17 protein-coding genes are annotated in these 23,150 nt (G+C 45.0%); 1 reads left to right on the top strand and 16 read right to left on the bottom strand.

Features of this window, described 5'->3' with window-relative positions:
* Positions 1–463: 463 nt before the first annotated feature.
* From radA to purM, 7 genes are all read right to left on the bottom strand, one after another.
* Positions 464–1,825: a DNA repair protein RadA gene (radA, locus tag AB5150_RS14620; RefSeq protein WP_022216879.1), complete on the bottom strand. Its 1,362-nt coding sequence runs from the start codon at positions 1,823–1,825 to the stop codon at positions 464–466.
* A 23-nt stretch (positions 1,826–1,848) separates the two neighbouring features.
* Positions 1,849–2,265, bottom strand: a complete 417-nt coding sequence (locus tag AB5150_RS14615; protein ID WP_022216880.1) for a hypothetical protein — start codon at positions 2,263–2,265, stop codon at positions 1,849–1,851.
* A 236-nt stretch (positions 2,266–2,501) separates the two neighbouring features.
* A complete protein-coding gene (locus tag AB5150_RS14610) occupies positions 2,502–4,985 on the bottom strand; it encodes an ATP-dependent Clp protease ATP-binding subunit (protein ID WP_022216881.1) in 2,484 nt (827 codons plus the stop codon).
* 188 nt (positions 4,986–5,173) lie between these two features.
* Positions 5,174–6,445, bottom strand: a complete 1,272-nt coding sequence (gene purD, locus AB5150_RS14605; RefSeq protein WP_368292113.1) for a phosphoribosylamine--glycine ligase — start codon at positions 6,443–6,445, stop codon at positions 5,174–5,176.
* A gap of 79 nt (positions 6,446–6,524) precedes the next feature.
* A complete protein-coding gene (locus tag AB5150_RS14600) occupies positions 6,525–7,094 on the bottom strand; it encodes a hypothetical protein (protein WP_368292112.1) in 570 nt (189 codons plus the stop codon).
* Between the two features lie 30 nt (positions 7,095–7,124).
* On the bottom strand, positions 7,125–7,751 hold the full coding sequence (gene purN / locus AB5150_RS14595; RefSeq protein ID WP_368292110.1) for a phosphoribosylglycinamide formyltransferase: 627 nt from the start codon (positions 7,749–7,751) through the stop codon (positions 7,125–7,127).
* Entirely contained in the window at positions 7,745–8,770 is a 1,026-nt protein-coding gene (purM, locus tag AB5150_RS14590; RefSeq protein WP_368292109.1) for a phosphoribosylformylglycinamidine cyclo-ligase, read from the bottom strand. Before purM ends, purN begins: the two co-directional genes overlap by 7 nt.
* Before the next feature lie 225 nt (positions 8,771–8,995).
* Here purM and AB5150_RS14585 point away from each other — a divergent pair, with 225 nt between their 5' ends.
* On the top strand, positions 8,996–11,305 hold the full coding sequence (locus tag AB5150_RS14585) for a diguanylate cyclase (protein WP_055273411.1): 2,310 nt from the start codon (positions 8,996–8,998) through the stop codon (positions 11,303–11,305).
* Positions 11,306–11,396: 91 nt separating this feature from the next.
* Here the strand turns inward: AB5150_RS14585 and AB5150_RS14580 are convergent, their stop codons facing one another.
* The 9 genes from AB5150_RS14580 to AB5150_RS14540 all read right to left on the bottom strand — a co-directional run bounded on the left by AB5150_RS14580 (position 11,397) and on the right by AB5150_RS14540 (position 23,131).
* Positions 11,397–13,502 (bottom strand): aminopeptidase, encoded by a 2,106-nt coding sequence (locus AB5150_RS14580; RefSeq protein WP_055273409.1) that lies wholly within the window; start codon positions 13,500–13,502, stop codon positions 11,397–11,399.
* Positions 13,503–13,514: 12 nt separating this feature from the next.
* A complete protein-coding gene (locus tag AB5150_RS14575; protein WP_015535076.1) occupies positions 13,515–13,829 on the bottom strand; it encodes a hypothetical protein in 315 nt (104 codons plus the stop codon).
* Positions 13,816–14,280, bottom strand: coding sequence for a VanZ family protein (locus AB5150_RS14570; RefSeq protein ID WP_022216887.1), 465 nt, complete (start codon positions 14,278–14,280; stop codon positions 13,816–13,818). Before AB5150_RS14570 ends, AB5150_RS14575 begins: the two co-directional genes overlap by 14 nt.
* A gap of 13 nt (positions 14,281–14,293) precedes the next feature.
* The gene (gene coaBC / locus AB5150_RS14565; RefSeq protein WP_368292108.1) at positions 14,294–15,514 is read right to left on the bottom strand and encodes a bifunctional phosphopantothenoylcysteine decarboxylase/phosphopantothenate--cysteine ligase CoaBC; all 1,221 of its coding nucleotides are present in this window, start codon (positions 15,512–15,514) and stop codon (positions 14,294–14,296) included.
* Positions 15,515–15,549: 35 nt separating this feature from the next.
* Positions 15,550–16,395, bottom strand: coding sequence for a pantoate--beta-alanine ligase (gene panC / locus AB5150_RS14560; protein WP_015535078.1), 846 nt, complete (start codon positions 16,393–16,395; stop codon positions 15,550–15,552).
* A gap of 14 nt (positions 16,396–16,409) precedes the next feature.
* Positions 16,410–17,237, bottom strand: coding sequence for a 3-methyl-2-oxobutanoate hydroxymethyltransferase (gene panB, locus AB5150_RS14555; RefSeq protein ID WP_015535079.1), 828 nt, complete (start codon positions 17,235–17,237; stop codon positions 16,410–16,412).
* The gene (locus tag AB5150_RS14550; protein WP_117874935.1) at positions 17,164–18,129 is read right to left on the bottom strand and encodes a Rossmann-like and DUF2520 domain-containing protein; all 966 of its coding nucleotides are present in this window, start codon (positions 18,127–18,129) and stop codon (positions 17,164–17,166) included. The genes panB and AB5150_RS14550 overlap by 74 nt, the downstream gene beginning before the upstream one ends.
* Before the next feature lie 127 nt (positions 18,130–18,256).
* On the bottom strand, positions 18,257–18,748 hold the full coding sequence (purE, locus tag AB5150_RS14545; protein WP_015535082.1) for a 5-(carboxyamino)imidazole ribonucleotide mutase: 492 nt from the start codon (positions 18,746–18,748) through the stop codon (positions 18,257–18,259).
* Between the two features lie 72 nt (positions 18,749–18,820).
* Complete coding sequence (locus tag AB5150_RS14540) at positions 18,821–23,131, bottom strand: hybrid sensor histidine kinase/response regulator (RefSeq protein ID WP_022216892.1); 4,311 nt, start codon at positions 23,129–23,131, stop codon at positions 18,821–18,823.
* Positions 23,132–23,150: the final 19 nt, after the last annotated feature.

Raw genomic sequence — 23,150 nt, 5'->3', positions numbered from 1 at the left:
TTTTCCTAACCATCTTTACTGTTATTGGTTTGTTGGATCTTTGATATCATCTCTGATCCGACGTTCTTGAAATTCTTGTTTGGAATTTCAGGGTTGTCATGTTGTTAATTTTTCAAGGTTCTTTATGTTCTCGCCTCTCAGCGACAACTTCTAAATACTATCACATTCATTTATCAATGTCAACAACTTTTTTCATCTTTTTTCAAGCTGTTTCTTCAGTTCTTATGTACTGATTTCGTGTCATAATCGGGTGATTATATAACGAATAAATCTCAAAATCTGATGCTTTATAGATGTTTCTGACACCGTCTCACGCGACAGCTTTTATAAGATACCACCATCATTTGGCAAAGTCAAGCACTTTTATTGAATTTTACACGAAATAATTTTGGCCACAATACCAAATGATACTGTGGCCATGCTCACCGCTATTATCGTGCTTTATATGATTGAATATTTTCTTCTATATATACTCCAGTGCCTGCTGTATATTTGCGACACCTACCACCTTCATGTCTCCAAGGTCTTTCATCTTCTTCACATTGTCCAGATTGGATCTCGGTATGATACAGGTCTTAAATCCCATCTTTGCGGCCTCGCGTACTCTCTGCTCAGCACCTGACACTCCACGCACTTCGCCTGAAAGTCCCATCTCTCCAAACATGACCATATCAGAAGGTATGGCACGGTTCTTGAAGCTTGATACAAGAGCAAATACTATTCCCAGATCTGCCGACGGATCATCAAGGCGCATACCTCCGGCTATATTCACATATGCATCACAGCCCGCCATAACTATGCCGCCTCTCTTCTCAAGAACAGCAAGCAAGAGATTTACCCTGTTGTAGTCGAGTCCCACACTTGTTCTTCTTGGCAGATTGAAGCTTGACTGGCACACCAGAGCCTGGATCTCAAGCAATATCGGTCTTGTTCCTTCCATTGTACATACTACTACAGACCCGGATGTGTCATCAGGTCTTCCATCCAGCATAAGCTGTGACGGATTCTTCACCTCTGCAAGTCCGGTTCCCTTCATCTCAAATACACCGATCTCATTTGTCGAGCCAAATCTGTTCTTTACTGCACGAAGGACTCTAAACCCGGCATTACGCTCGCCCTCGAAATAGAGAACTGTATCTACCATATGTTCAAGGGTTCTTGGGCCTGCCACGGTTCCCTCTTTGGTAACATGTCCTACTATGAATATGGCGATCCCTGTCTGCTTCGCCATCCTCATGAGTCTGGCTGTAACTTCCTTTACCTGGGATACACTTCCCGGTGCAGACTCCACGTCATCCGTAACTATGGTCTGTATGGAATCTATAACAATGACCTTTGGAGTGTCCTTCTTGACATACTCCTCCACATCCTCGAGATTGTTGACACAGAGAAGCAGCATATCCTTTGTAAAATTTCCGATACGCTCTGCCCTCATCTTTATCTGTGAAAGGGACTCCTCACCTGACACATAAAGTATCTTCTGTCCCATCTCTGACATATTCCTGCACATCTGCAGCAATATGGTGGATTTACCTATACCCGGATCTCCTCCAACCAGCACAAGGGATCCGCTCACTATCCCGCCGCCTAATACTCTGTTTAATTCGCCTATTCCTGTGGTAAAACGCGTCTCGTCGGTGGTCTCCACCTCCAAAATGCTTGTAGGCGCCACGACAGCCCTTCTACCGGACTGGCTCTTGGCGCCTACTGTCACTTTCTCCTCGCAAAATGAATTCCACGCTTTACAGCCGGGGCACTGCCCCATCCATTTTGTCGATTCGAATCCACATTCCTGGCAAAAAAACACCTGTTTTCCTTTTGCCATAAATATCTCCTGTGTATGCTATATTAGTCAAATGCTCTCTTAACATCAACCTTGACTGGTCTGCCCTCTTCAAGATCTACGCTTATGCTCATCTTGCCACCGAGGTTGGTCTTGTTCTTGCCGACATATACATCGTCTACGTGAACCTTGTACTCTGTCTCAGGCTCAAGCTCAAGTGTGATGGACGCATTCTCTGGTCCCTCAACTACAAATGTAACATCGTTCTCATCAGCCTTGAAACCATGTACTGCTGTTCCCGGTACTGACTCATATACGAACATTCCGTTCTTCTCAAGCTTTGTGATCTCGTTGAAAGTCTTTATCTTGTAGATATCTCCCTGGAACTCAAAACCGTCCTTCTTGGTCTTTGCTCCAAGCTCATAATTACCGAATTCCAATGACTCCCCCTGTGCATTTATCAATTCATTTACTACTGACATTGATCTTATCCTCCTGTTGTTGTTGTATGATCTGAACTCTATCGCAATAATATCCTGATATATATCAATAATCTCTGTATACTATCCGTTAGTGATTTTCATTATACAGTAATGCATCCTTTTTTTCTACAAAATTATGCATTTTCACCAATATTTCATATTAATTTCTACTGCTTAATTTTCCGCACTTTGCACTACTGTATATCATGCTCACATCACAAATATCTAATCCGACATCAATCCTCTGTCTTTTGTTTCGCTGTAAGTGATATTTTCTCAGTGGTTTTCCCGTCGGCTTCCTTCTTTTTCTTCGTTGACACTGTGACTGTATCACCTTTTTTGACATCACCTCTAAGCATCGCCTCCGCAAGCACATCCTCCACATATGTCTGGATAGCCCTTTTGAGTGGTCTTGCTCCGTACTTCTTGTCATAGCCTTTTCCAAAGATATATTTCTTTGCATGGTCGGTGAACTTAAGCTCAATATCCATCTGTGTCTGGACACGGTTCTTAAGTTCCTTTAACATAAGTCCGGTTATATCCTTTACATTTGCCTCGCTCAGGGCATGGAACACGATTATGTCGTCTATTCTGTTCAGGAACTCCGGCTTGAAGGTTCTCTTGAGCTCATCCATTACATTGCTCTTCATCTTCTCATGTTCCTTTGTCTCATCGCTTACCGTGACAAATCCAAGCTGCTTAGGGTCAACTATACCCTGTGCCCCTGTATTGGAGGTCATGATTATGATGGTGTTCTTGAAATCCACCTTTCTTCCCTGGGAATCCGTTATGTGTCCGTCATCAAGTACCTGAAGGAGAATGTTGAACACATCGCTGTGAGCCTTCTCTATCTCGTCAAACAGCACAACAGAATACGGATTGGTCCTGACCTTCTCACTGAGCTGTCCGCCCTCCTCAAAGCCTACATAACCCGGAGGTGAACCTATCATCTTGGACACGCTGTGCTTCTCCATGTACTCCGACATGTCAACTCTTATCAGGGCATCCTCACTTCCAAATACTATATCTGCAAGAGCCTTGGAAAGCTCTGTCTTACCGACACCTGTAGGTCCGAGGAACAGAAATGATCCCATCGGTCTCTTCGGATCCTTAAGTCCGACTCTGCTTCTCTTGATAGCACGTGATACGGCTGTAACAGCCTCCTCCTGGCCAACTACCCTCTTGTGAAGTTCACTCTCAAGGCGTTCAAGCTTCTTTGACTCCTTCTCCGTGAGCTTGCTCACAGGGATCTTGGTCCACACGGACACAACATCCGCAATATCGTTCTCCTGAACTGTGATATTTCTCTGGCTGGAAGACTGCTTTCTTGCATTCTTCTTTGCAAGCTCCTTCTGTCTCGCGCTCACCTCTGCCGCCGCCTCTATATTGCCAGCCATGAGTGCCTTCTCCAGATCGTCGTTGAGCGTTGTAAGCTCAGCCTCCACAGCCTTTTTCTTCTCATAATTATGTCTGTCCGATGAGAATCCGAGCCTCTTTCTGGAGCATGCCTCATCCATAAGATCTATGGCTTTGTCCGGCAGGAATCTGTCTGTTATATATCTGATGGACAGATCCACCGCAGCTTCAACCGCATCATCGCTTATATCGACATTGTGATGCTGCTCATAGCATGGTCTGAGTCCCTTGAGTATCTCCACTGCCTCATCCCTTGTAGGCTCATCCACGTACACCGGCTGGAATCTTCTCTCAAGGGCCGCATCCTTCTCTATATACTTCCGATATTCGTTCAGAGTCGTAGCACCTATCATCTGGATCTCGCCGCGTGACAGGGACGGCTTCAGTATATTGGACGCATCTATTGCACCCTCGGCACCGCCTGCCCCTATGAGTGTGTGAAGTTCATCCACAAACAATATGATATTGCCATCCGATATGACCTCTCCGATAACCTTCTTTATCCTGTCCTCAAACTCTCCTCTGTACTTGGAACCGGCAACCATGCTTGAAAGGTCAAGCGAAAGGAGCCTTTTACCCTTTACAGTATCCGGCACTTCATCGTGGGCTATGAGATATGCTATGCCCTCCACAACAGCAGTCTTTCCAACACCCGGCTCTCCGACCATACATGGATTGTTCTTCATTCGTCTGCTGAGTATCTGCATGACTCTCTCTATCTCTTTTGTACGTCCGATGACCGGATCCATATTGCCCATCCGTGCTTCCTGTGTCAGATCTCTGGAATACTGATCCAGTGTAGGTGTGGATGTCTTGCTCTTATTTCTCGACTTTTTCAGTGCTGCATATTCTCTCTTTGCCGTATTCGCATCGCTTCCACAGGCCAGAAGTATGTCTGTGTACACCTTCTGGATATTTACATTCTCTGATGCCATAAGCTTTACAGCTACACAGTCTGTCTCCTTTATAAGTGCCAGAAGGATATGCTCTGTTCCCACCTCCTGGGAATTGAGTCTTCTCGCCTCATACTGTGAGTCATCGAGAATCCTTCTTGCGCTCATCGTATATTTGTCTCTCTCCCCTGTGACTACTCCACCAGGTTCCAATGTATACTTCAACGCATCTATGATCTTAACTATATCCAGACCATTCTCGTTCAGAATACTGTACGCTGTTGTATCTGCTACAGATGCCAGTGCAACGATAAAATGCTCGCTTCCGACAAAATTCTGTCCAAGCTTCCTCGCCACCCTGTTTGCCTCTTTTATAACTATGTCAGATTCTTTGCTGTACGGTAATTTCATTCAGTCCACCTCAAATCTAAATAATCTAGGATTTTATGCGCTTCATTATAGCATATGTCGTCGTGCGTAAGCGCGATGACCTACGCACGCATCAGCGTGCTTCATTATAACATATATATTACAGGAATACAAAAGAGGTTTTGAGACAAATTCTCTCAAAACCTCTTCCGTAAATATATATCTATAGATTACTGCTCGTCTATAGCCTTACCTATATCATGTCTCATGTACTTGTTGTCAAATGTGATCCACTCTGTCGCAGCATATGCATTCGCACGAGCCTCGAAAAGATCCTTGCCCTTTGCTGTAACACCGAGTACACGGCCGCCATTTGTCACGATCTGATCACCGTCAAACTTTGTGCCGGCATGGAATACAAAGTAGTCATCCTTGCCGTCAAACTTCTCAAGTCCATGTATAGGATAGCCCTTCTCATATGATACAGGGTATCCGTCTGATGCAAGAACTACGCACACTGCCGCATTGTCCTCAAACTGAAGATCAACTTTATCAAGTGTTCCGTCGATACATGCCTCCATGACATCGATAATATCATTCTTCATACGAGGAAGAACTACCTGAGCCTCAGGATCGCCAAATCTTGCATTGTACTCGAGAACCTTAACACCATTTGGTGTCATCATGAGTCCGCAGAACAGAACTCCCTTGAACTCTCTGCCCTCTGCCTTCATGGCAACCATGGTTGGCTTGTAGATGTTCTCCATGCAATACTCGTCTATCTCTTTTGTATAGAAAGGACTTGGGGAGAATGTTCCCATTCCGCCTGTGTTGAGTCCCTGATCTCCATCCTTTGCTCTCTTGTGATCCTGTGCTGAAGTCATAGGCTTGATCGTTGTTCCATCACAGAAGCAAAGGACTGATACCTCACGTCCTGTCATGAACTCCTCTATTACCATGGTATTTCCGGCTGAACCAAAGTGCTTGTCAAGCATGATCTCCTTGACGCCTGCCTTTGCCTCCTCAAGGTCATTACATATGAGAACACCCTTGCCGAGTGCAAGTCCGTCAGCCTTTAAAACTATAGGGAATGTGGCTGTCTCAAGGTACTTGAGCGCTGAGTCTGCGTCTGTAAAGTTCTCATAAGCTGCTGTAGGTATGCCATACTTCTTCATGAGATCCTTTGAAAACGCCTTTGATCCCTCTATGATCGCTGCATTTGCGCGAGGTCCGAATGCTCTGATTCCGGCTGCCTCGAATGCATCTACCGCACCTGCGACAAGCGGATCATCCGGTGCAACAACAACCAGATCAACTGCATTATCTTTTGCAAATGCAACCAGCTTATCAAAATCCATAACACCTATATCAACGCACTCTGCAAGTGATGCAATGCCTGCGTTGCCAGGTGCACAATATATCTTGGATACTTTATCACTCTTTGAAATACTTGTAACTATAGCATGCTCTCTTCCGCCGCTTCCTACTACTAATACTTTCATGGATATTCCTCCTACCACTTGAGTTAATAATAAATTAATATACTTATCATTGTGATAAACAAAACACTAAATCACCTGATCACCATTTTATGTCAATATAAATCCTATACCCTGTTGCAATTATTGTATCTTCACTTGTATATTTTTTTCTAATTAATCCATTTTCACGAACTCTTCTATAAATTGCATTTACACTCTTTACATTAACATCAGCTTTACTAAGTCCTCTCTTCACTAGTCTCTTATAAATTTCTTTGGCAAGCAGATTCATCACTTCCTTATTATCGGAAATGCAAGTTCTATTAATCGCTCCCCAACCATTAACAGCGAATAATTTTTTTTCGTTTCCATACGGTACATATGTCCTCGTTGCATAATCTTTTAACCTCTGATCATACCCTGCGTCATAAACAAAATCTGTACATCTATCTTCTTCATCAACATAATAGCCATAACCATCACCATCAAGGCATAAAGAACCTATAAGATCGTCTTTTCCATTTTCAGCCCTTTCTTTACATAAAAACAACAGCTTATCTATTAAACTATCATCTATATTATCACTATCAATCCCAAATTCGTATGAAACCCTATTTTGATTCGCATGTTTCTTTTCATCAGACATTCTTCTTAGTTCATCTTGAAACATTCATAATCCCCCTCATTTGTCAATATGATTTTAATCTTCCACTACTGCAATTCCATCTTCCACATGAACCTTGCCGTGGGCTATCTTATCTATAACCGCAGGCAGAAGCTTCCACTCAGCCTGCTCCATAACACGCTGCTGCAAAACCTTTGGTGTATCTCCATTCTGTACTGCAACTGCCTTCTGCATGATGATAGGACCTGTGTCAGTACCTTTATCTACAAAATGAACCGTTGCACCTACAACCTTTACCCCTCTTGCGAGGGCTGCCTCATGAACTTTAAGCCCATAGTAGCCTGTTCCGCAGAACGCTGGTATGAGTGATGGGTGTATGTTTACTATCTTGTTCGGATATGCATCTATCACTATCTCAGGTATGACCACAAGATATCCTGCTAGGACTATGAGATCCGCGCCAGTCTCCTGAAGTTTTGCGAGAAGTGCCTCGTTGAACTCTGCGCGGTCTGCGCAATCCTTAGGGCTTACGACCTCCGCTGCTATCCCTGCCTTCTTCGCTCTCTCAAGAGCAAATGCATTCCTGTTGTTGCTTATAACTGCAACTATCTCTGTATCTGTTATGACTTTATTCTCTATGGCATCTATGATGGCCTGAAGATTGGTTCCGCCACCTGACACCAGAACTGCAACCTTTAGCATAAGTCTACTCCCTTTTCACCAGCTACAACTGTACCGAGAACAAATGCCTTGTCGCCGGCAGCTTCTATAGCCGCAATAGTCTTGTCTGCGTCTGCAGGGTCTATAGCAAGGCACATACCAACTCCCATGTTGTATGTATTGTACATCATATGCTCATCTATATCGCCCTTCTTTGCGAGAAGCTTGAATATAGCTGGCACCTCATATGAATCCTTCTTAACCTGAGCACGCACTCCGTCAGGGAGCATTCTTGGGATATTCTCATAGAATCCGCCACCTGTGATGTGGCTGCATCCCTTGATCGTAACGCCTGCATCCTTCACTGACTTGAGAGCCTTTACATAGATTCTTGTAGGCTCAATAAGTGCCTCACCGAGCGTCTTACCAAGCTCGTCGTAATATGTATCAAGAGATTCCTTAGTCATCTCGAATACCTTTCTTACAAGTGAGAAACCGTTGCTGTGCACTCCACTTGAAGCGATACCTATAAGTGTATCTCCAGGCTTAATGCTCTCTCCTGTAATAAGATCCTTCTTCTCAACAACACCTACTGCAAATCCTGCAAGGTCGTACTCATCCTCAGGCATAAGTCCCGGATGTTCTGCTGTCTCACCACCTACGAGGGCAGCTCCTGACTGGTTGCATCCCTCTGCAACGCCGCTTACTATAGTTGCAATCTTCTCAGGATAGTTCTTGCCACATGCTATATAGTCAAGGAAGAAAAGTGGCTCTCCACCAGAGCATGCGATATCATTCACACACATTGCCACTGCGTCGATTCCGATGGTGTCATGCTTATCCATAATATAAGCGAGCTGAACCTTTGTTCCGCATCCATCTGTTCCTGACAGAAGTATAGGCTCTTCCATATCCTTGATCTTAGCGAGACTGAAAGCTCCTGCGAATCCACCAATTCCGCCAAGTACCTCGGGTCTCATGGTTGTCTTGATGTGCTTCTTCATAAGCTCCACAGACTTGTATCCAGCTTCAATATCTACTCCGGCATTCTTGTAATCCAATTTCTTATCCTCCTGTTTTCTGTTTTGTACAAGGCGCACCGGCACCTTTTCAAATATTCCAATAAATTATAGATTATATCGAATACTTTGTAAAGATTGAGATGATTACAAATTGATAATGCGGTGAACGTGTGGTATAATCACAATATATTGTGATTATAGCTATCCGCAATATATAACAGTCGATTATACTACAGCAAAAGCAGTTACTAAAGGAGCACCCGCATGACCAACAACAGATTGAACATCGGTATTTTTACATGTCATATTGATAACGATTACGCAACAGAGGTTTGCAAAGGAGCTGAATACGCAGCAAAAGAACTTGACTGCAATCTCATCGTATTTCCGGGCATGTTTCTGAATGCCTCCTTTTATGATCCTGCCAATCAACTGTATGATTACCAGTATAATTCGATTTTCTACTATGCACATCCTGAGTGTCTGGACGCACTTATCATCTCCGTCGGAGCTATATCATCTCTGTTATCGGAGAAGGACATGAATTCTTTCCTTTCCCATTTTGATGGAATACCTATCCTCACACTGGAGGAGAAGCTTCCGGGATATCCATGCATCAGAACAGACAATTCAAGAGGAATGAGGGATGCCATAGAACATCTCATAAAAGAACACAAGAGAAAGCATATATGCTTTGTTGCCGGCAAGGATGACAACACCGACAGCAATCTCAGACTCAAGATATACAGAGAGGTTCTCTCTGAGAACGGACTCAGCGTTGAGGACCGCATGATAATACACGGCGACTTCGCAGAATACTGTCAGGAGGAGACTGCACAGCTTCTGGATGTCAACCCGGATGCCGATGCCATCGTATTTGCAAATGATCACATGGCAATAGGCGGTTACGCAGAGCTCAAGGCCAGAGGAATACGCATAGGAGAAACCATGTCGGTCATCGGTTTTGACGATTCACCATCTTCAGTCAACATGGATCCACCACTCACAACAGTCAATATCAATTCCTGTGAGCTCGGTTTCCGTGCAGTGTATGCGGCGGTGAGACTTGCCCAGACCGGCAACATGAAATCCGAGGCTTTGGATTCCCGACTTATAAACAGAGTGTCCTGCTGCTGTCATCTGTGCACAGAGAGTGACCTGATGAAGGATGGCAGACATTTGCTGGATCTGGATATACCAGACATCATCGATATTCTTGATGGCCGTCTCTTCGGTGAGATTGCAGATTCATTCTACGCATCCAAGGTCATGTCCGCCTACAACAGGATACTCATTGATATAGTATCCGTGATCAAGAGCGACATAGATACGGAGTACCCACAGAACAAGATCATCGATGAACTCAAATGTATTCTCGAATCTGACCTGACCGATTTTTATTCTGTCCAGAAAACAGCATACATGTTCCGTGAACTGGCTTCCATCTTCTCAAGCTGTAAATTGTCTGCAGCCAAGAGTCTCCAGTTCAACAGACTTAACACGACCATAACCAACACCATATCACTCTTCATCTCGAATCAGCTTTACAACACGATATACGAGAACAAGATGATGGGCTGGTCATCAATATACATAACCCGTGACACCCTGACATACGGCGAGGATCTTGGCAAGACATACACATCCATCCTCCACAAGCTTCAGGGGCTGAATTACGAAGGAGCTTACATCTACACCTACGACGATCCTGTGCGCATCACAGACACGGGAAGCTGGATCGTTCCAAAGTCAGTCTTCCTTCAGGCTTTCTTCAACCCGAACAATTGTCAGGTGCTTTTCGGAGAGTCTAGAAGGGTTCCTTCTATAGAGATTTTTGACAACGAATATACATACTATGACAAGCGTTTTACATCCGTCATAGTTCCTATATTTACAAACGAGGATCAACACGGAGTGTTCATATGCAACACAGATGTGGCTCACTTCAGTTCCATATATTCCACCAGCCTGCAGCTCGGTGCAGCACTGAAATATATGTCGCTGCTCCGTGAGCAGAACATCACGCAGGAACAGCTCAGGATGTCTCTGAACGAGATCCACGAGAAGAACGAGCTTCTGAACCACCTGTCGACATCAGATGAGCTGACGGGTATATATAACAGACGTGGATTTATGGAGCGGGTTGAATACTATATCAACATTCCGTCAAACTGTGGAATGAAGGCCATACTTCTCTTCGCTGATATGGATTCACTGAAAGTTGTAAATGACAAATTTGGACACAAGGACGGTGACTTCGCCCTCAAGAACATCGCGAACATCCTGTCCCAGAGTTTTGGTCCACATGATGTCATCGGTAGAATAGGCGGCGATGAGTTCGTATGCTTTGCATTTATAGACGACTCCGATTACGTCACCGAAGTGCAGCGCAAGATCAAGGATTTCTCAGCCGAGCTGAACGCAACCTGTGGCAAGCCATACTTCATAGAGATGAGCGTTGGTGTTACTGAATTTGTCTGCGATGGAGAACAGACCATCGAGGATCTACTCTCACAGGCAGACACGGCACTTTACTCAAACAAGAGATACAAGAGAATGTCCATACTGAAGTAATCTTCAGTATCAGAACAAAGATATATACATAAAGAGAGACAGATATTTATTTCGACTGAAATAGATATCTGTCTCTTTTTGTCCTATAGGTCTACTTTGCCTGATCCAGCGCTTCATTGAGCTTCTCTGTTCCCGGCAGGACAAATCTGCCCTTCTCGATGATCGGAACTTCAGTTCCATCCGGATGAACGGAATATATTCCTCCTATCTCATCGTAAGGTATTGTTATGTCTGTATGGCAGTTGAAATACGCCTTTGACACATCTGTTTTTCTCAGAATAGAACACTCATTGTCCTTTGCCACGATCTCCTTGCCATCAGGATTGTGGAGCACATTTTCCTCACTCCAGCTATAGCATGTATCTCCCACAGCAAAATGCGGCCCCATCTTCTCAACTATGAGGATAGGCAGTTTATACACTATGTCATATTTGTTTGCCATGACGTATGCTGTCGTATTTGTTCCTATTGCAAACTCTCCTATAGGAAGTGTATCCCTTCCGCCCAGAAGATTCTCCTTTATATACGCCTTGTTCTTCTCCGTATCCGGATAGTTGTCACATGTATAGTCCGCTATTTTTCCATCCTCAAATGTAAGCTTGAGATTCACATATTTCAGGCCGTCCAGGAATACTTCACTTACGTTTAATATTCCGTGGGTTCCGGTGAGCTTCGGTGAAGTGAACACCTCTCCAACAGGTATATTCACATCGGCTACGCAGTTCTCAAAGTTGGTCTCCTTCGATGGATCTGTCATCTCGTGCATCATAACGGTCATATCAGTCACATTTGCTCCCTGACCGACAACCCTCACGTGTTCAGCCTTATCAAGCTCATCTATCATACTCTGATGGATTGCCCTGAACAGATCATTGTCCAGTGTGTTGATCCTGACAGTATCCCTGAATATATCTCTGTATCTATCTCCGATCTCCGGCACAGGGTATGCTATTATAGTGAAGCTGCACTGATCCTGGGCTATATATTCATTTACGATCTGTGAACTCATTGTGCGGTATGAGATCGCAGCCTCCTGCTGTTTCTTGTCGAGCACAGGATTCAGTTCACTGTTCTCCGGCTCAAATGGGTTCTCGCCGAACACCTCGACCACCGCAGGGCCCGCATATACTGAAGCCTCATAGGCCATATTCTTGTATGCCTGTCTGAGCACCTCCAGCTTTCTCTCCATGAGCTTCTTGTCCATGAAGAGTGCCTCATCCATCCTGTGATCGTACTCGAGCTGTCTGTTAGGAACGCTTGACGAATAACCTATCCTGTGTATAAGTCTCCTGTTGATCCTGTTTGCCGCATATCGGTAGCATATCGGCCTCAGACCCATCTGCTCAAACTGCAGTATCGCGGCTCTTATCATCCTCTCCTGTCCAAGGAAATATCGGATATTTACAGTTTTCTTCTTCGAGAGATCTATTCCGGCAGCCTCGAATCCCAGTCTGTATCCCTCGGTGAATGTTTTTGCCATGGCCTCTATCTCTGAATCCGGCAGGGTACTCATGAAAATCGCCGTGTCGATCTCATTTTTTCCAACATACTCTCCATATCTGTACAGATACGTGACATCGCCCAAATCGCTGTTCATAATGATATCCGTCGCAAATGTGAGATCAGGGTCAAGCTGCTCTCTTATCCTGTACGTGATCCAAAACTCGGCATAATCGTTCTCAAAATAATACACAGCGGATTCCAGATCCTTCACGGAAAAATCATCCTGAAACATGAAATATATCTGGACAAACAGCTCCGCAAACAAAGTTATGTCAACCACTCTGCCCTCAAACGCGTACACTGTCATTCCTCTTATCTCGTTGTACACAAATCCCAGAAGCTGGGCGATGCGCTTTATCTCCTCTTTGTCACGGGTGTAATCCTTTGAAAACTCACCCATGATATATCTGTAATTTGCATAGCTTCTATTGTAGTTGTCTCCCAGTATATCATTGTACAGCCCATGGTTCATCGCCTGAAGCTGATCAAGGCTCCTGTCTGGCAGTGCGTCATTTTTTACCAGTTCCAGAACATCTCCTATTCTAGCTATAAATCCGGCAACATGACTGAAATAATCTCTGTACGGCTCCTTTACCAGTGATTCATGGATTATCTGTCTCACACGTTCCATGATAAGCTCATAGCGCTCTTCTATATCATCATATTCTTCTGTAAGATTCTTATAATAATTCATCGCATGCCCTTTCTATAATCCCATCAATAAAAATATAACAGACGCTCCAAGAACTATAACATTAAGTATGATCGCCATCTTCTTGTTTGTTATACCTCCGTTGTCCGCCCTGTAGCCTATGGCCGAGAATACCAGGCCTGTAAATGCCATCAGCATCGCGCTGACCATGAGGACTCCGTACACCCTCTGTACCTTTCCCTGGGTAAGTATGGATTTTATGATGGATATGACCACAAACACTCCGCCAAATCCGCCCAGAAAGTATCCAATTATGGTGTCCGTCGGCAGACCCGGTGTCGAAACTTTGAATTCCTTACTTCTTTGCATGATATCTCCTGATAAGTTTTGCTGTAACGTAATATATACAATATCCTATGACTCCACCAAGCGTATTCATGATGATGTCATCGATGTCGAACACACCCAGTTTGGTTATGTACTGCACCGTCTCTATGGCAAGTGTAAATCCCAGAGAGTACAGCAGAGCCTGTACAAATGTCGTGTTCTTATTTCTCGCCCATCTGAGCAGCATACCAAACGGTATAAATGCGATTATATTGCCATAAAGATTCAGAAATACACTCATTGGCGACATCTGATCCCCGTATGTGATAAACCGCTGTATTTCCTGCAGAGGGTGAAGATTGTATCTGCGTTCATCATATCCCCCTCTGCCAAACATATCGCTGAAAATAAGAAAGTAAACGATACAGATTATATAAAGCACAAACAACACAGAGCACACAGCCCTGAGTTTTTTTCTATCTATCTGCTTCAAAATATTACTCCTGTCAGGACAGGTCTGCAGCTTTACGCATCTCCATTATTCTGTCAAGAAGCATGTCTGCACACTCTTCCTTTGACATCATCGGAAGTTCACTGATACTGTCCCTTGTAATGAGAGTGAGAACATTGGTGTCAACACCAAATCCCGCCCCTGCGACCTTTAAATTATTTGCCGCAATAAGATCTATATGCTTTGAATCTATCTTCTTCCTTGAATTCTCTATGAGATCCCTTGTCTCCATTGAGAATCCGCAGATGATCTGATCCTGTATCCCCTTTTCAATTCTCTGATTTCCAAGTGCAAGCAGAATATCCTTCGTTCTCGAAAGCTTGATGCTCATGTCTCCATCAGCCTTCTTGATCTTGTGTTCTGCCACCTCTGCAGGCCTGTAATCAGCCACCGCAGCAGCCTTGATGATCACGTCCTGCTCTGTACTTCTGTCCATGACAGCCTCATACATATCCTGAGCCGATGTTATGTCAATCACATTGACAAATCTCGGCGGTTCTATCTCCACCTTGCCTGTGACCAGGGTGACGTCCGCCCCTCTGAGCATGGCCTGTCTGGCAATGGCATATCCCATCTTGCCTGTGGAGTGATTCGTTATATATCTGACCGGGTCTATGGCCTCACGGGTAGGGCCTGCCGTAACCAGAAGTCTCACCCCGGCCATATCCTTTTCTTTCGCTATGGCCTTAAGGATATAATCCTGAAGAACCTCCGCATCAGGGAGCTTGCCCTTGCCTGTGTCTCCACATGCAAGGTATCCAGTTGCGGATTCCACTATCTCATATCCATATGACTCAAGCTTCTTTATATTGTCCTGTACTATAGGATTCTCTATCATTCCGGTATTCATGGCCGGTGCTATGATCTTAGGACATTTTGCCGGCATGATCGTTGTGCTGAGCATATCGTCTGCTATTCCCCCCGCTATCTTGCCGATTATATTGGCCGACGCAGGTGCCACCATGAACACATCCGCCCTCTTTGCCAATGCTACGTGCTCCACGTTGAACTGGAAATTCCTGTCAAATGTATCGACCAGGCATTTGTTGCCTGTGAGCGTCTCAAATGTGATCGGATTGATAAAGTTTGTTGCGTTCTCCGTCATGATGACATGCACATCCGCATGCTTTTTCACCAGCATACTTGCCAGATTGGCTATCTTATATGCCGCAATGCTTCCTGTGACTCCGAGAACTACTGTCTTCCCTTTTAACATACTGTGTATTTTATCCTTTCTTCAAAGGCTGTATTCTATAACTCAGCTATAAAGTTGTCAATCAGTCTCGCCTTGCCGAACTTGACTGCCATTGCACAGAGTACATGTCCTTCTGCCTTCTCTATGGACTGCATGGTATCCATGTTGACCATCTCTACATAGTCGATAGTTGCAAGCGGTTCAGCAGAGATGAGCTTCTTCATCTCACCAACAATCTTCGCTGCGTCTCTCTCTCCGTCAGCTATCATGTCCTGACCAAGCTTTACGGCCTTGCTGAGAACTACTGCAGCCTTTCTCTCCTCTGGTGTGAGGTAGATGTTTCTTGAGCTCTTTGCCAGTCCGTCCGCCTCTCTTATGATCGGACAGCCGACTATCTCTATATCAAAGTTCAGATCCTTGACCATTCTCATGATGATGGCAAGCTGCTGGGCATCCTTCTGTCCAAAGTATGCTCTGTCAGGTGTAACTATATTGAAGAGCTTTCCTACAACTGTACATACACCCTTGAAATGTATTGGACGTGTAAGTCCGCAGAGTGCATTTGGAAGTCCTGTCATGTTGATGAATGACACGAAGCCGTCTGCGTACATCTCCTCAGGCTCCGGATTGAATATGATGTCTGCACCTGTGCTCTCACAGAGCTTTGCATCAGCCTCAAGATCTCTTGGATAGCTCTCAAGATCCTCGTTTGGTCCAAACTGTATAGGATTTACAAATACGCTTACAACTGTTCTGTCGTTCTGCTCCACTGACTTCTTGATAAGACTCTGATGTCCCTCGTGAAGATAACCCATTGTAGGAACAAGACCAACTGTAAGTCCCTGCTTCTTCCACTCTTTAACCTGCGCTCTTACCTCATCTATCTTCTTTAAAATTACCATGATCGTTTTCTCCTTTAGTATAACTTCTCTATTACTTCATCGTCTATCTTGTATGTGTGCTCAGGGCCCGGGAATGTTCCGGCATTTATCTCATCGATATAAGCCTTAACCGCACCTCTCATAACATCGCCCACATTTGCAAACTGCTTTACGAACTTTGGAACAAAGTCTGAATACATGCCAAACATATCCTGATTTACAAGCACCTGTCCATCGCAGTAACGGCCTGCGCCTATTCCTATGGTAGGGATGCTTACTGTCTCTGTGACTATCTTCGCAAGCTTCTCCGGTACGCACTCCATTACGAGCATGAATGCGCCTGCCTCCTCAACAGCCTTTGCATCCTCTATGAGCTTCTTGGCTGCAGCCTCTGTCTTGCCCTGCACCTTGAATCCGCCAAATGCGTTGATAGACTGTGGTGTGAGTCCAAGATGTGCACATACAGGTATGCTCGCCTTGACTATGGCGCTTATCTGCGGACACATGTCCTGACCGCCCTCAAGCTTCACCGCTCCGGCACGTCCTTCCTTCATGATCCTTCCGGCATTGACAACCGCGTCATACACGCTTGTCTGATAGGACATAAATGGCATATCTGTGATAACAAGAGCATTCTTTGCGCCCCTTGCCACCGCTGCACTGTGATGTATCATATCATCAACAGTTACAGAGATCGTGTCCTCATATCCGAGGATAGTGTTGCCCAGGGAATCTCCAACAAGAATAGTGTTGACTCCTGACTCATCCACGATCTTCGCCATGGTGTAATCATACGCTGTGATCATGGATATCTTCTTGTCCGTTCCCTTCATCTGCCTGAGTGTTGCCGTCGTGTTCTTCATAATTAAATTCTCCTATTCCGTTCAGTAGACGTATCAAACCGCTATAATCTCTGTCCGGGTGCTTTCTCTCTGCCACCGGCACAAGGCATCTGGACACCGCAGCATATGCGCTCCGTTCATCTCCGCTCAATGCATTCAGATGCTTTCTCACAGTTTCTGTATCGCATCTCTCAACAGGCCCTGTCAGGCTGTCAACCGTTCCCCTGTCAGCCGCAGCTTTCGCATTGCCGAGGAACAAAGGCACTATAGCCCTCTGTGCCTCCTCCGCCGAGAAGCCGCACTGTGTCAGAAGCTCCTGTGAAACCGCCAGCAGCCCTGTTACCAGATTGCTTGCAAACACCGCAGCGCCGTGATACTTCACCTTGTCGGTACCATCAATGCGCACACAGCTATTGCCGAGGGCTCTTATGACAGAACATACCTTATCGACATGTCTGTCATCTCCCTCAACTGTAAAAAATGAATTGTCCAGTTCTTTATAGGATTCGTACTTTGAACTTATTGCATACATAGGATGAATCGAATAACCAAAGGCTCCCGCCTCTGTTATACCTGAGAAAATATCTGATGTCATCGCCCCACTGGCGTGACAAATGATCCTGCCACGAATGTCAAGATCCTTTATACTCTTCCACACCTCTCCTATCTGTCCGTCAGGAACGGTGAGAAAAATAATTTCACTATACTCACACAGCTGCTCCAGGCTGTCGTACACACAGGTCTCGGTAAACTCTGCTGCAAGCTCCGCACTCTGTCTGCTGGCGCTAAAATATCCACCAACCTCCAGGCACAATGCTCCATCCGTTTTCTCTCTGACAAGCTCTCTCTTCTCTGCGATATACCTGCCAAATGTGAATCCGACTTTTCCAGCTCCAATAAATCCAATCCTCATACAATCACCTGCTTAAATCTGTTGTCAGTATCCGTGTATGCGCTTCCTGTGGAAGCATGATTCAGGTACAGCTTCTTTCGAATACCATCCATCCAACATACTAACATTCCACTTTTTAATTGTAAAGTTAGTACTTAAACTTTTCTATTACTTCTTCGTTAGCTTTCATGGCAGCCTTTTCCATGTCTCTACGCTCATCCTGAAGCTTTAATCTGACTGCCTCGTTGTTGACACCGATTATCTGAAGGGCAAGATATGCAGCATTCTTGCTTCCGTTTATCGCAACTGTTGCAACAGGGATTCCTGAAGGCATCTGAACGATAGAAAGAAGTGCATCCATTCCATCAAGAGTTGCGCCTGAGAGAGGTACTCCAATAACAGGGAGAACTGTCTGTGATGCCACAACTCCAGGGAGTGCTGCCGCCATTCCTGCAGCTGCGATTATGACCTCTGTTCCGTTATTGTTAGCTTCCTCGATGAATTCTGAAAGTCCTGCGTGTGCTCTGTGTGCTGAAAGGCATCTCACATCGACCTCCACACCGTAATTCTTAAGAATTGATACTGCCGGCTCAACCTTTGGCAGATCACTTGTTGATCCCATGATAATTGCTACTCTCATTTTTCATTTCCTCTTTTCTTGTTTATTTATATTGCAGCGCAGGCTTATTTTGCCTGCGCACTTTATATAATGTTAGATACTGTTGAGATACTGGTCTATCATCTCACTGGAGGTCTGGTAATCTCCGGTTCCCACATACTCCTTAAGTGCAGTGAAGAACTCTGTGTCTATATCTCCGTAGGAGTACCTGTCAATATCACGTATAAGGTCCTCCACAGGTTCGCGGTCCCCCGCTCTCAAGAATGCCCTGAGCTCCTTGAGCTTGCTCTTGTTTATTCCATCCCGGACTTCCTTCTCAGCAGGCTCCTCCACATGATTTATCTTTGACATATACTTGTCTATCTGCTTGAAGAAGTCGTTCATCATAGCTATAAAATCGCGGGTATTATCGCGGGCATACTGCTGGTTTCCGATATTTATCGCAGACTCCAGGTTGGCCGCCTTGCGCTCGATTCCGTAAGCCCCGATATTTGCACTGCTGCTCTTGATGTCATGGATTATATTTTTGTACTTTCTCACATCGTCGTCTATATATTTTCTGAGCTGCTGTACCTCTTCCCGGTACTCATCCCTGTAATTTCTGACAAATGTGTTAAAGGTTCTGAAGCTTCCACCCATGGCTTTGACGGAATCTTCCACGGACACAAATCTTCCAAGCAGGACTGCATCCTCCATATAGTTGATGTCATCATCGGACTGGGAAAGCTCTGTGTCTCTCTCCTTTATCTTGTCCTCCGATATATAAGTCCTCAGCATGGATTCTGCCTGATCGAGCTCTATCGGCTTAACTATGACATCGTTGAAGCCCGATGTGAGTATCTCCTCTCTGGATGTCTCGACCGTGTTGGCGGACAGCGCAATGATAGGCATCTTCTTGTACTCCTCACCGTCAAGATTTCTCATCTCCCTGACGGTATCCAGTCCATCCATGACAGGCATAACGGTGTCGATAAATACCATATCGTAATTCTCCACCATGACCTTATCAAGTGCATCAAATCCCGATGTGGCTGTGTCGCACGCCAGACCATATGTATCAAATATGGTCTTCTCCACCTGTAATGCAAGCTCTGAGTCGTCCACTATAAGTATGCGGGCATCCGGCAGCCACAGATGTGAATTGGCATTTCTTCTCGCCATCTCCTTGCGCTTTCTCTCATTGTAGTTGACATAACTATAATCAAACACTGACTGCTTGATGCTGAAGCGTATGGTCGTTCCTGCGCCATATATGCTCTCTGCGCTGATGCTTCCATCCAGCATACGCACAAGCTCCTTGGCTATGGCAAGGCCAAGACTGACTCTGAACATTCCTATATCTGATCTCTCATAGGAGTCATCCAGCTCAAACAATGTTCCAAGTCTCTCTTCCTTAACTCCAAGTCCTGTATCCGATATCTTGAAGTCCAGATATATCTCATCGTGATCCCTGTCAAATATTCGGGATATCTCAGTCTCCGGTTCCTCTATGAGCTCCGAGAATTCACTGACTGTGTAATCCTCGGCCTCCGCCTCATCTACATCCTCGTCAGCTCTTCTGGCTATACGCCAGTCAATGTCTATGCTTATATAGCCCTCTTTTGTAGTATTTGCGGACCATGCAAATATGTTCTCAAGAATCTCTCTCACCGCCGTCATATCTCCTATGAGTCCGTTCGGTATCTTGTCCTCAATGCTGACCTTGAGATCGATGAGATCACTGTTCACCATGGACTTGAATTCGTCGGAGAGCTCATCTATGAGATCCGAGGCAAAATACTGCTTGTACTCCGGCTCTATGATGTCGTCCTTGAGGTTTGAAAGCTTCGATATTCCATCGGACATATCGAGTATCTCTCTTCCCGCAGCATACATGGCACCGTACTGTGCATACTCATCACTCTGGGTATCCTGACAGTTTCTCATGGCAAGCTCTGAGATGGCGATTATGTTATTGAGTGGAGTCCTTATCTCATGATTAAGATAGTTTACATAATCATTCTTTGCCTGATTGGACTTCTCCGCCTCCTCACTCTTCTTGCTGAGCTCTTCCACCTGCTCGTTCTGTCTTCTGAGAAGCTTGAAGATACTTCTCGCAACAGCTATTCCCACTAAGATAAGAAGAACTATAAATATCACAAGGAGCATCTTTGCCAGATTCGTCTCGAAAAAACCAAGTTCCTTGTCTATGACAAATGTAAGCGGCTGTTCACACTCCACGCCGTCCGCATTTTTTGCAGTTAACATAAAACGGTAAGTACCTCCCTCAAGATTGGTGTACTCGACCTCCATCTTGTCAGTTCCCGTGAGCGTTCTCTTCTCGCTCTCAAAGCCCTCAAGGTAATACTCCACTGATATGTCAGCACGGTTTACATAACTAAGGACTGAGAACTTGATAGTTATTCTGTTGGTGTTCTTCGGCACATCTATCTGTCCGTCCAGATCTGAGAACTGATGCTCAGTTCCATCCACCTCTATGGAGGCAATACGAACCCTAGGAGCTACCTCGTTCACATACTCTGAATTGAGATTTATCCTGCACAGCCCTTCATCGCAGCACACATACACAACGCCTGTCTTTGACACATAGTTGGTTGATTTCTCTGTTATGTTGGATATTATTCCGTCGTTCTTCGTAAAGCTTATATATTCAGGTGAGGCATTGCTCAGTATATCCTTCTCATAATATCTGTATAAACCTCTGGAACCAAACATCCACAGGTATCCCTGATCGTCCATTATGAGATCGTATATACCGTTGGTGTTATCCACGGTGGTGACTTGTCTGACGGTTCCCTCCTGATAATACAGACCATTGTCCGTTCCTATCCACAAACCGCTGCTTCCGCGGACCATACTTGACACAACGCTCATCTTCTGGGTATCATCCAGCTTCATCTTGCCGACAGTATAATCCGTGTCAACTATAAACACGCCAGCGCCGTTGGAACCGGCATACAGCTCGCCGGTCTCGTCTGCGTACAGGCTGATTATGTCAGGGTTATCAAGTCCATCCAGTCTCGATATGCTCTTTACGACATCATCGCCCTCTATCACAGATATACCGTTCTCTGTTCCAACCGCCACCGTTCCCGGCTTTATCTCAGTTATACAGTTCACGGCATTGCTTATGAGTGATGACTCTCCACGGCTGTAGCTCTTGTACTGCCAGTTTCGGCTCACCTTTATTACACCATATATCTTATATGTAGCTATCCACAGATGATCGTCCGAATCCACATACAGATCTCGTATACTTATACCGCTGAGCTTTGATACGAGCTCATTGTCCGCACTCATCACAAGCTTGCCATTTGAATCTACGATATACAGACCTTCATCAGTTCCTATAAACGTGTTGCCATTGTAGCTCGTCACACAGTTCACGATGGAGCTGTCTATGCCGTACTTCATGGTGACATTCTGGAACTTGCTCCTCTCCAACTGAAGAATACCTTTTCTGTATGACGTAAACCAGTAATTGCCCTCAAAGTCTATGATCATATCGCTCATCGACTCGTTAAAGCTCAGTCCCCCGATGGCTGTCACATTACCCTTTGATGAGATATATCCAACACCGTCATCGGCAAGCGCCCAGATGTTGTCGCCATCCGAATATATCTTGTTGATTCCGTGAAGGTTGCCCGTGTTGATGATCTCATTCTTGCCGTCTGTTCCTATCTTAAGGATGCTGTATCCGGCGGATCCATAATATCTGTTGCCATTCTCGTCAACATACAGTGAGTTTATATCGTCGACCCTGTACTCTGACTTGTTGGTTATGGAGACATGTCTTTCAGGATCAACGGTTATCAAAATATCATTATTGGCTATTGCATACACATAGTCCCCATGTCCTGATATATTTCCCACGCTGAGTCCTGACACGACATCATCAGCCAGAGCTTCCGCACCGTCAGATGACAGACGAAATATTCCCGACGAGGCCGCTATCCACAGATTCTTGTTATCGTCCTCGTACATGGCGTTGATGGTCGACACACCCAGATTGTACATCTCGGAAACTCTCTGAAAGGTTCCGTTATCATACATGTAGAGTCCATAGTTGTCCGTTCCAACATACAGCTTCTCATCACTTGTGAGATAAATGCAGTTGATCGAATATTTCGTGGCATCCTCGTCACCGTCCAGTGAGAACAGTGTAAATTCACTTCCGTCATACCTGTAAAGTCCGTTGTCCGTACCTATCCATATGTATCCACTCACAGACTGGCACACACAATTTGCCTCTCCACTGTCAAACCCATCGGTATCGGAGAATGTCCTCTGGTTATAATTTGATGTAAAATCCTCATCTGCAAACACACTAAGCCGTGGCCACATCACTGTCGCCACGGCAAGTATTATCACGTATATGATAAGTTTCTTTTGATGATCTCTCATTTTTTCCTCCGAAGATATG

The organism is Coprococcus sp. RTP21281st1_F1_RTP21281_210402 (assembly GCF_040915325.1).
Lineage (GTDB): Bacteria > Bacillota > Clostridia > Lachnospirales > Lachnospiraceae > Coprococcus > Coprococcus aceti.
The sequence above is the reverse complement of the archived record's forward strand: the minus strand, read 5'-3'. Positions and strand labels throughout refer to the sequence as shown.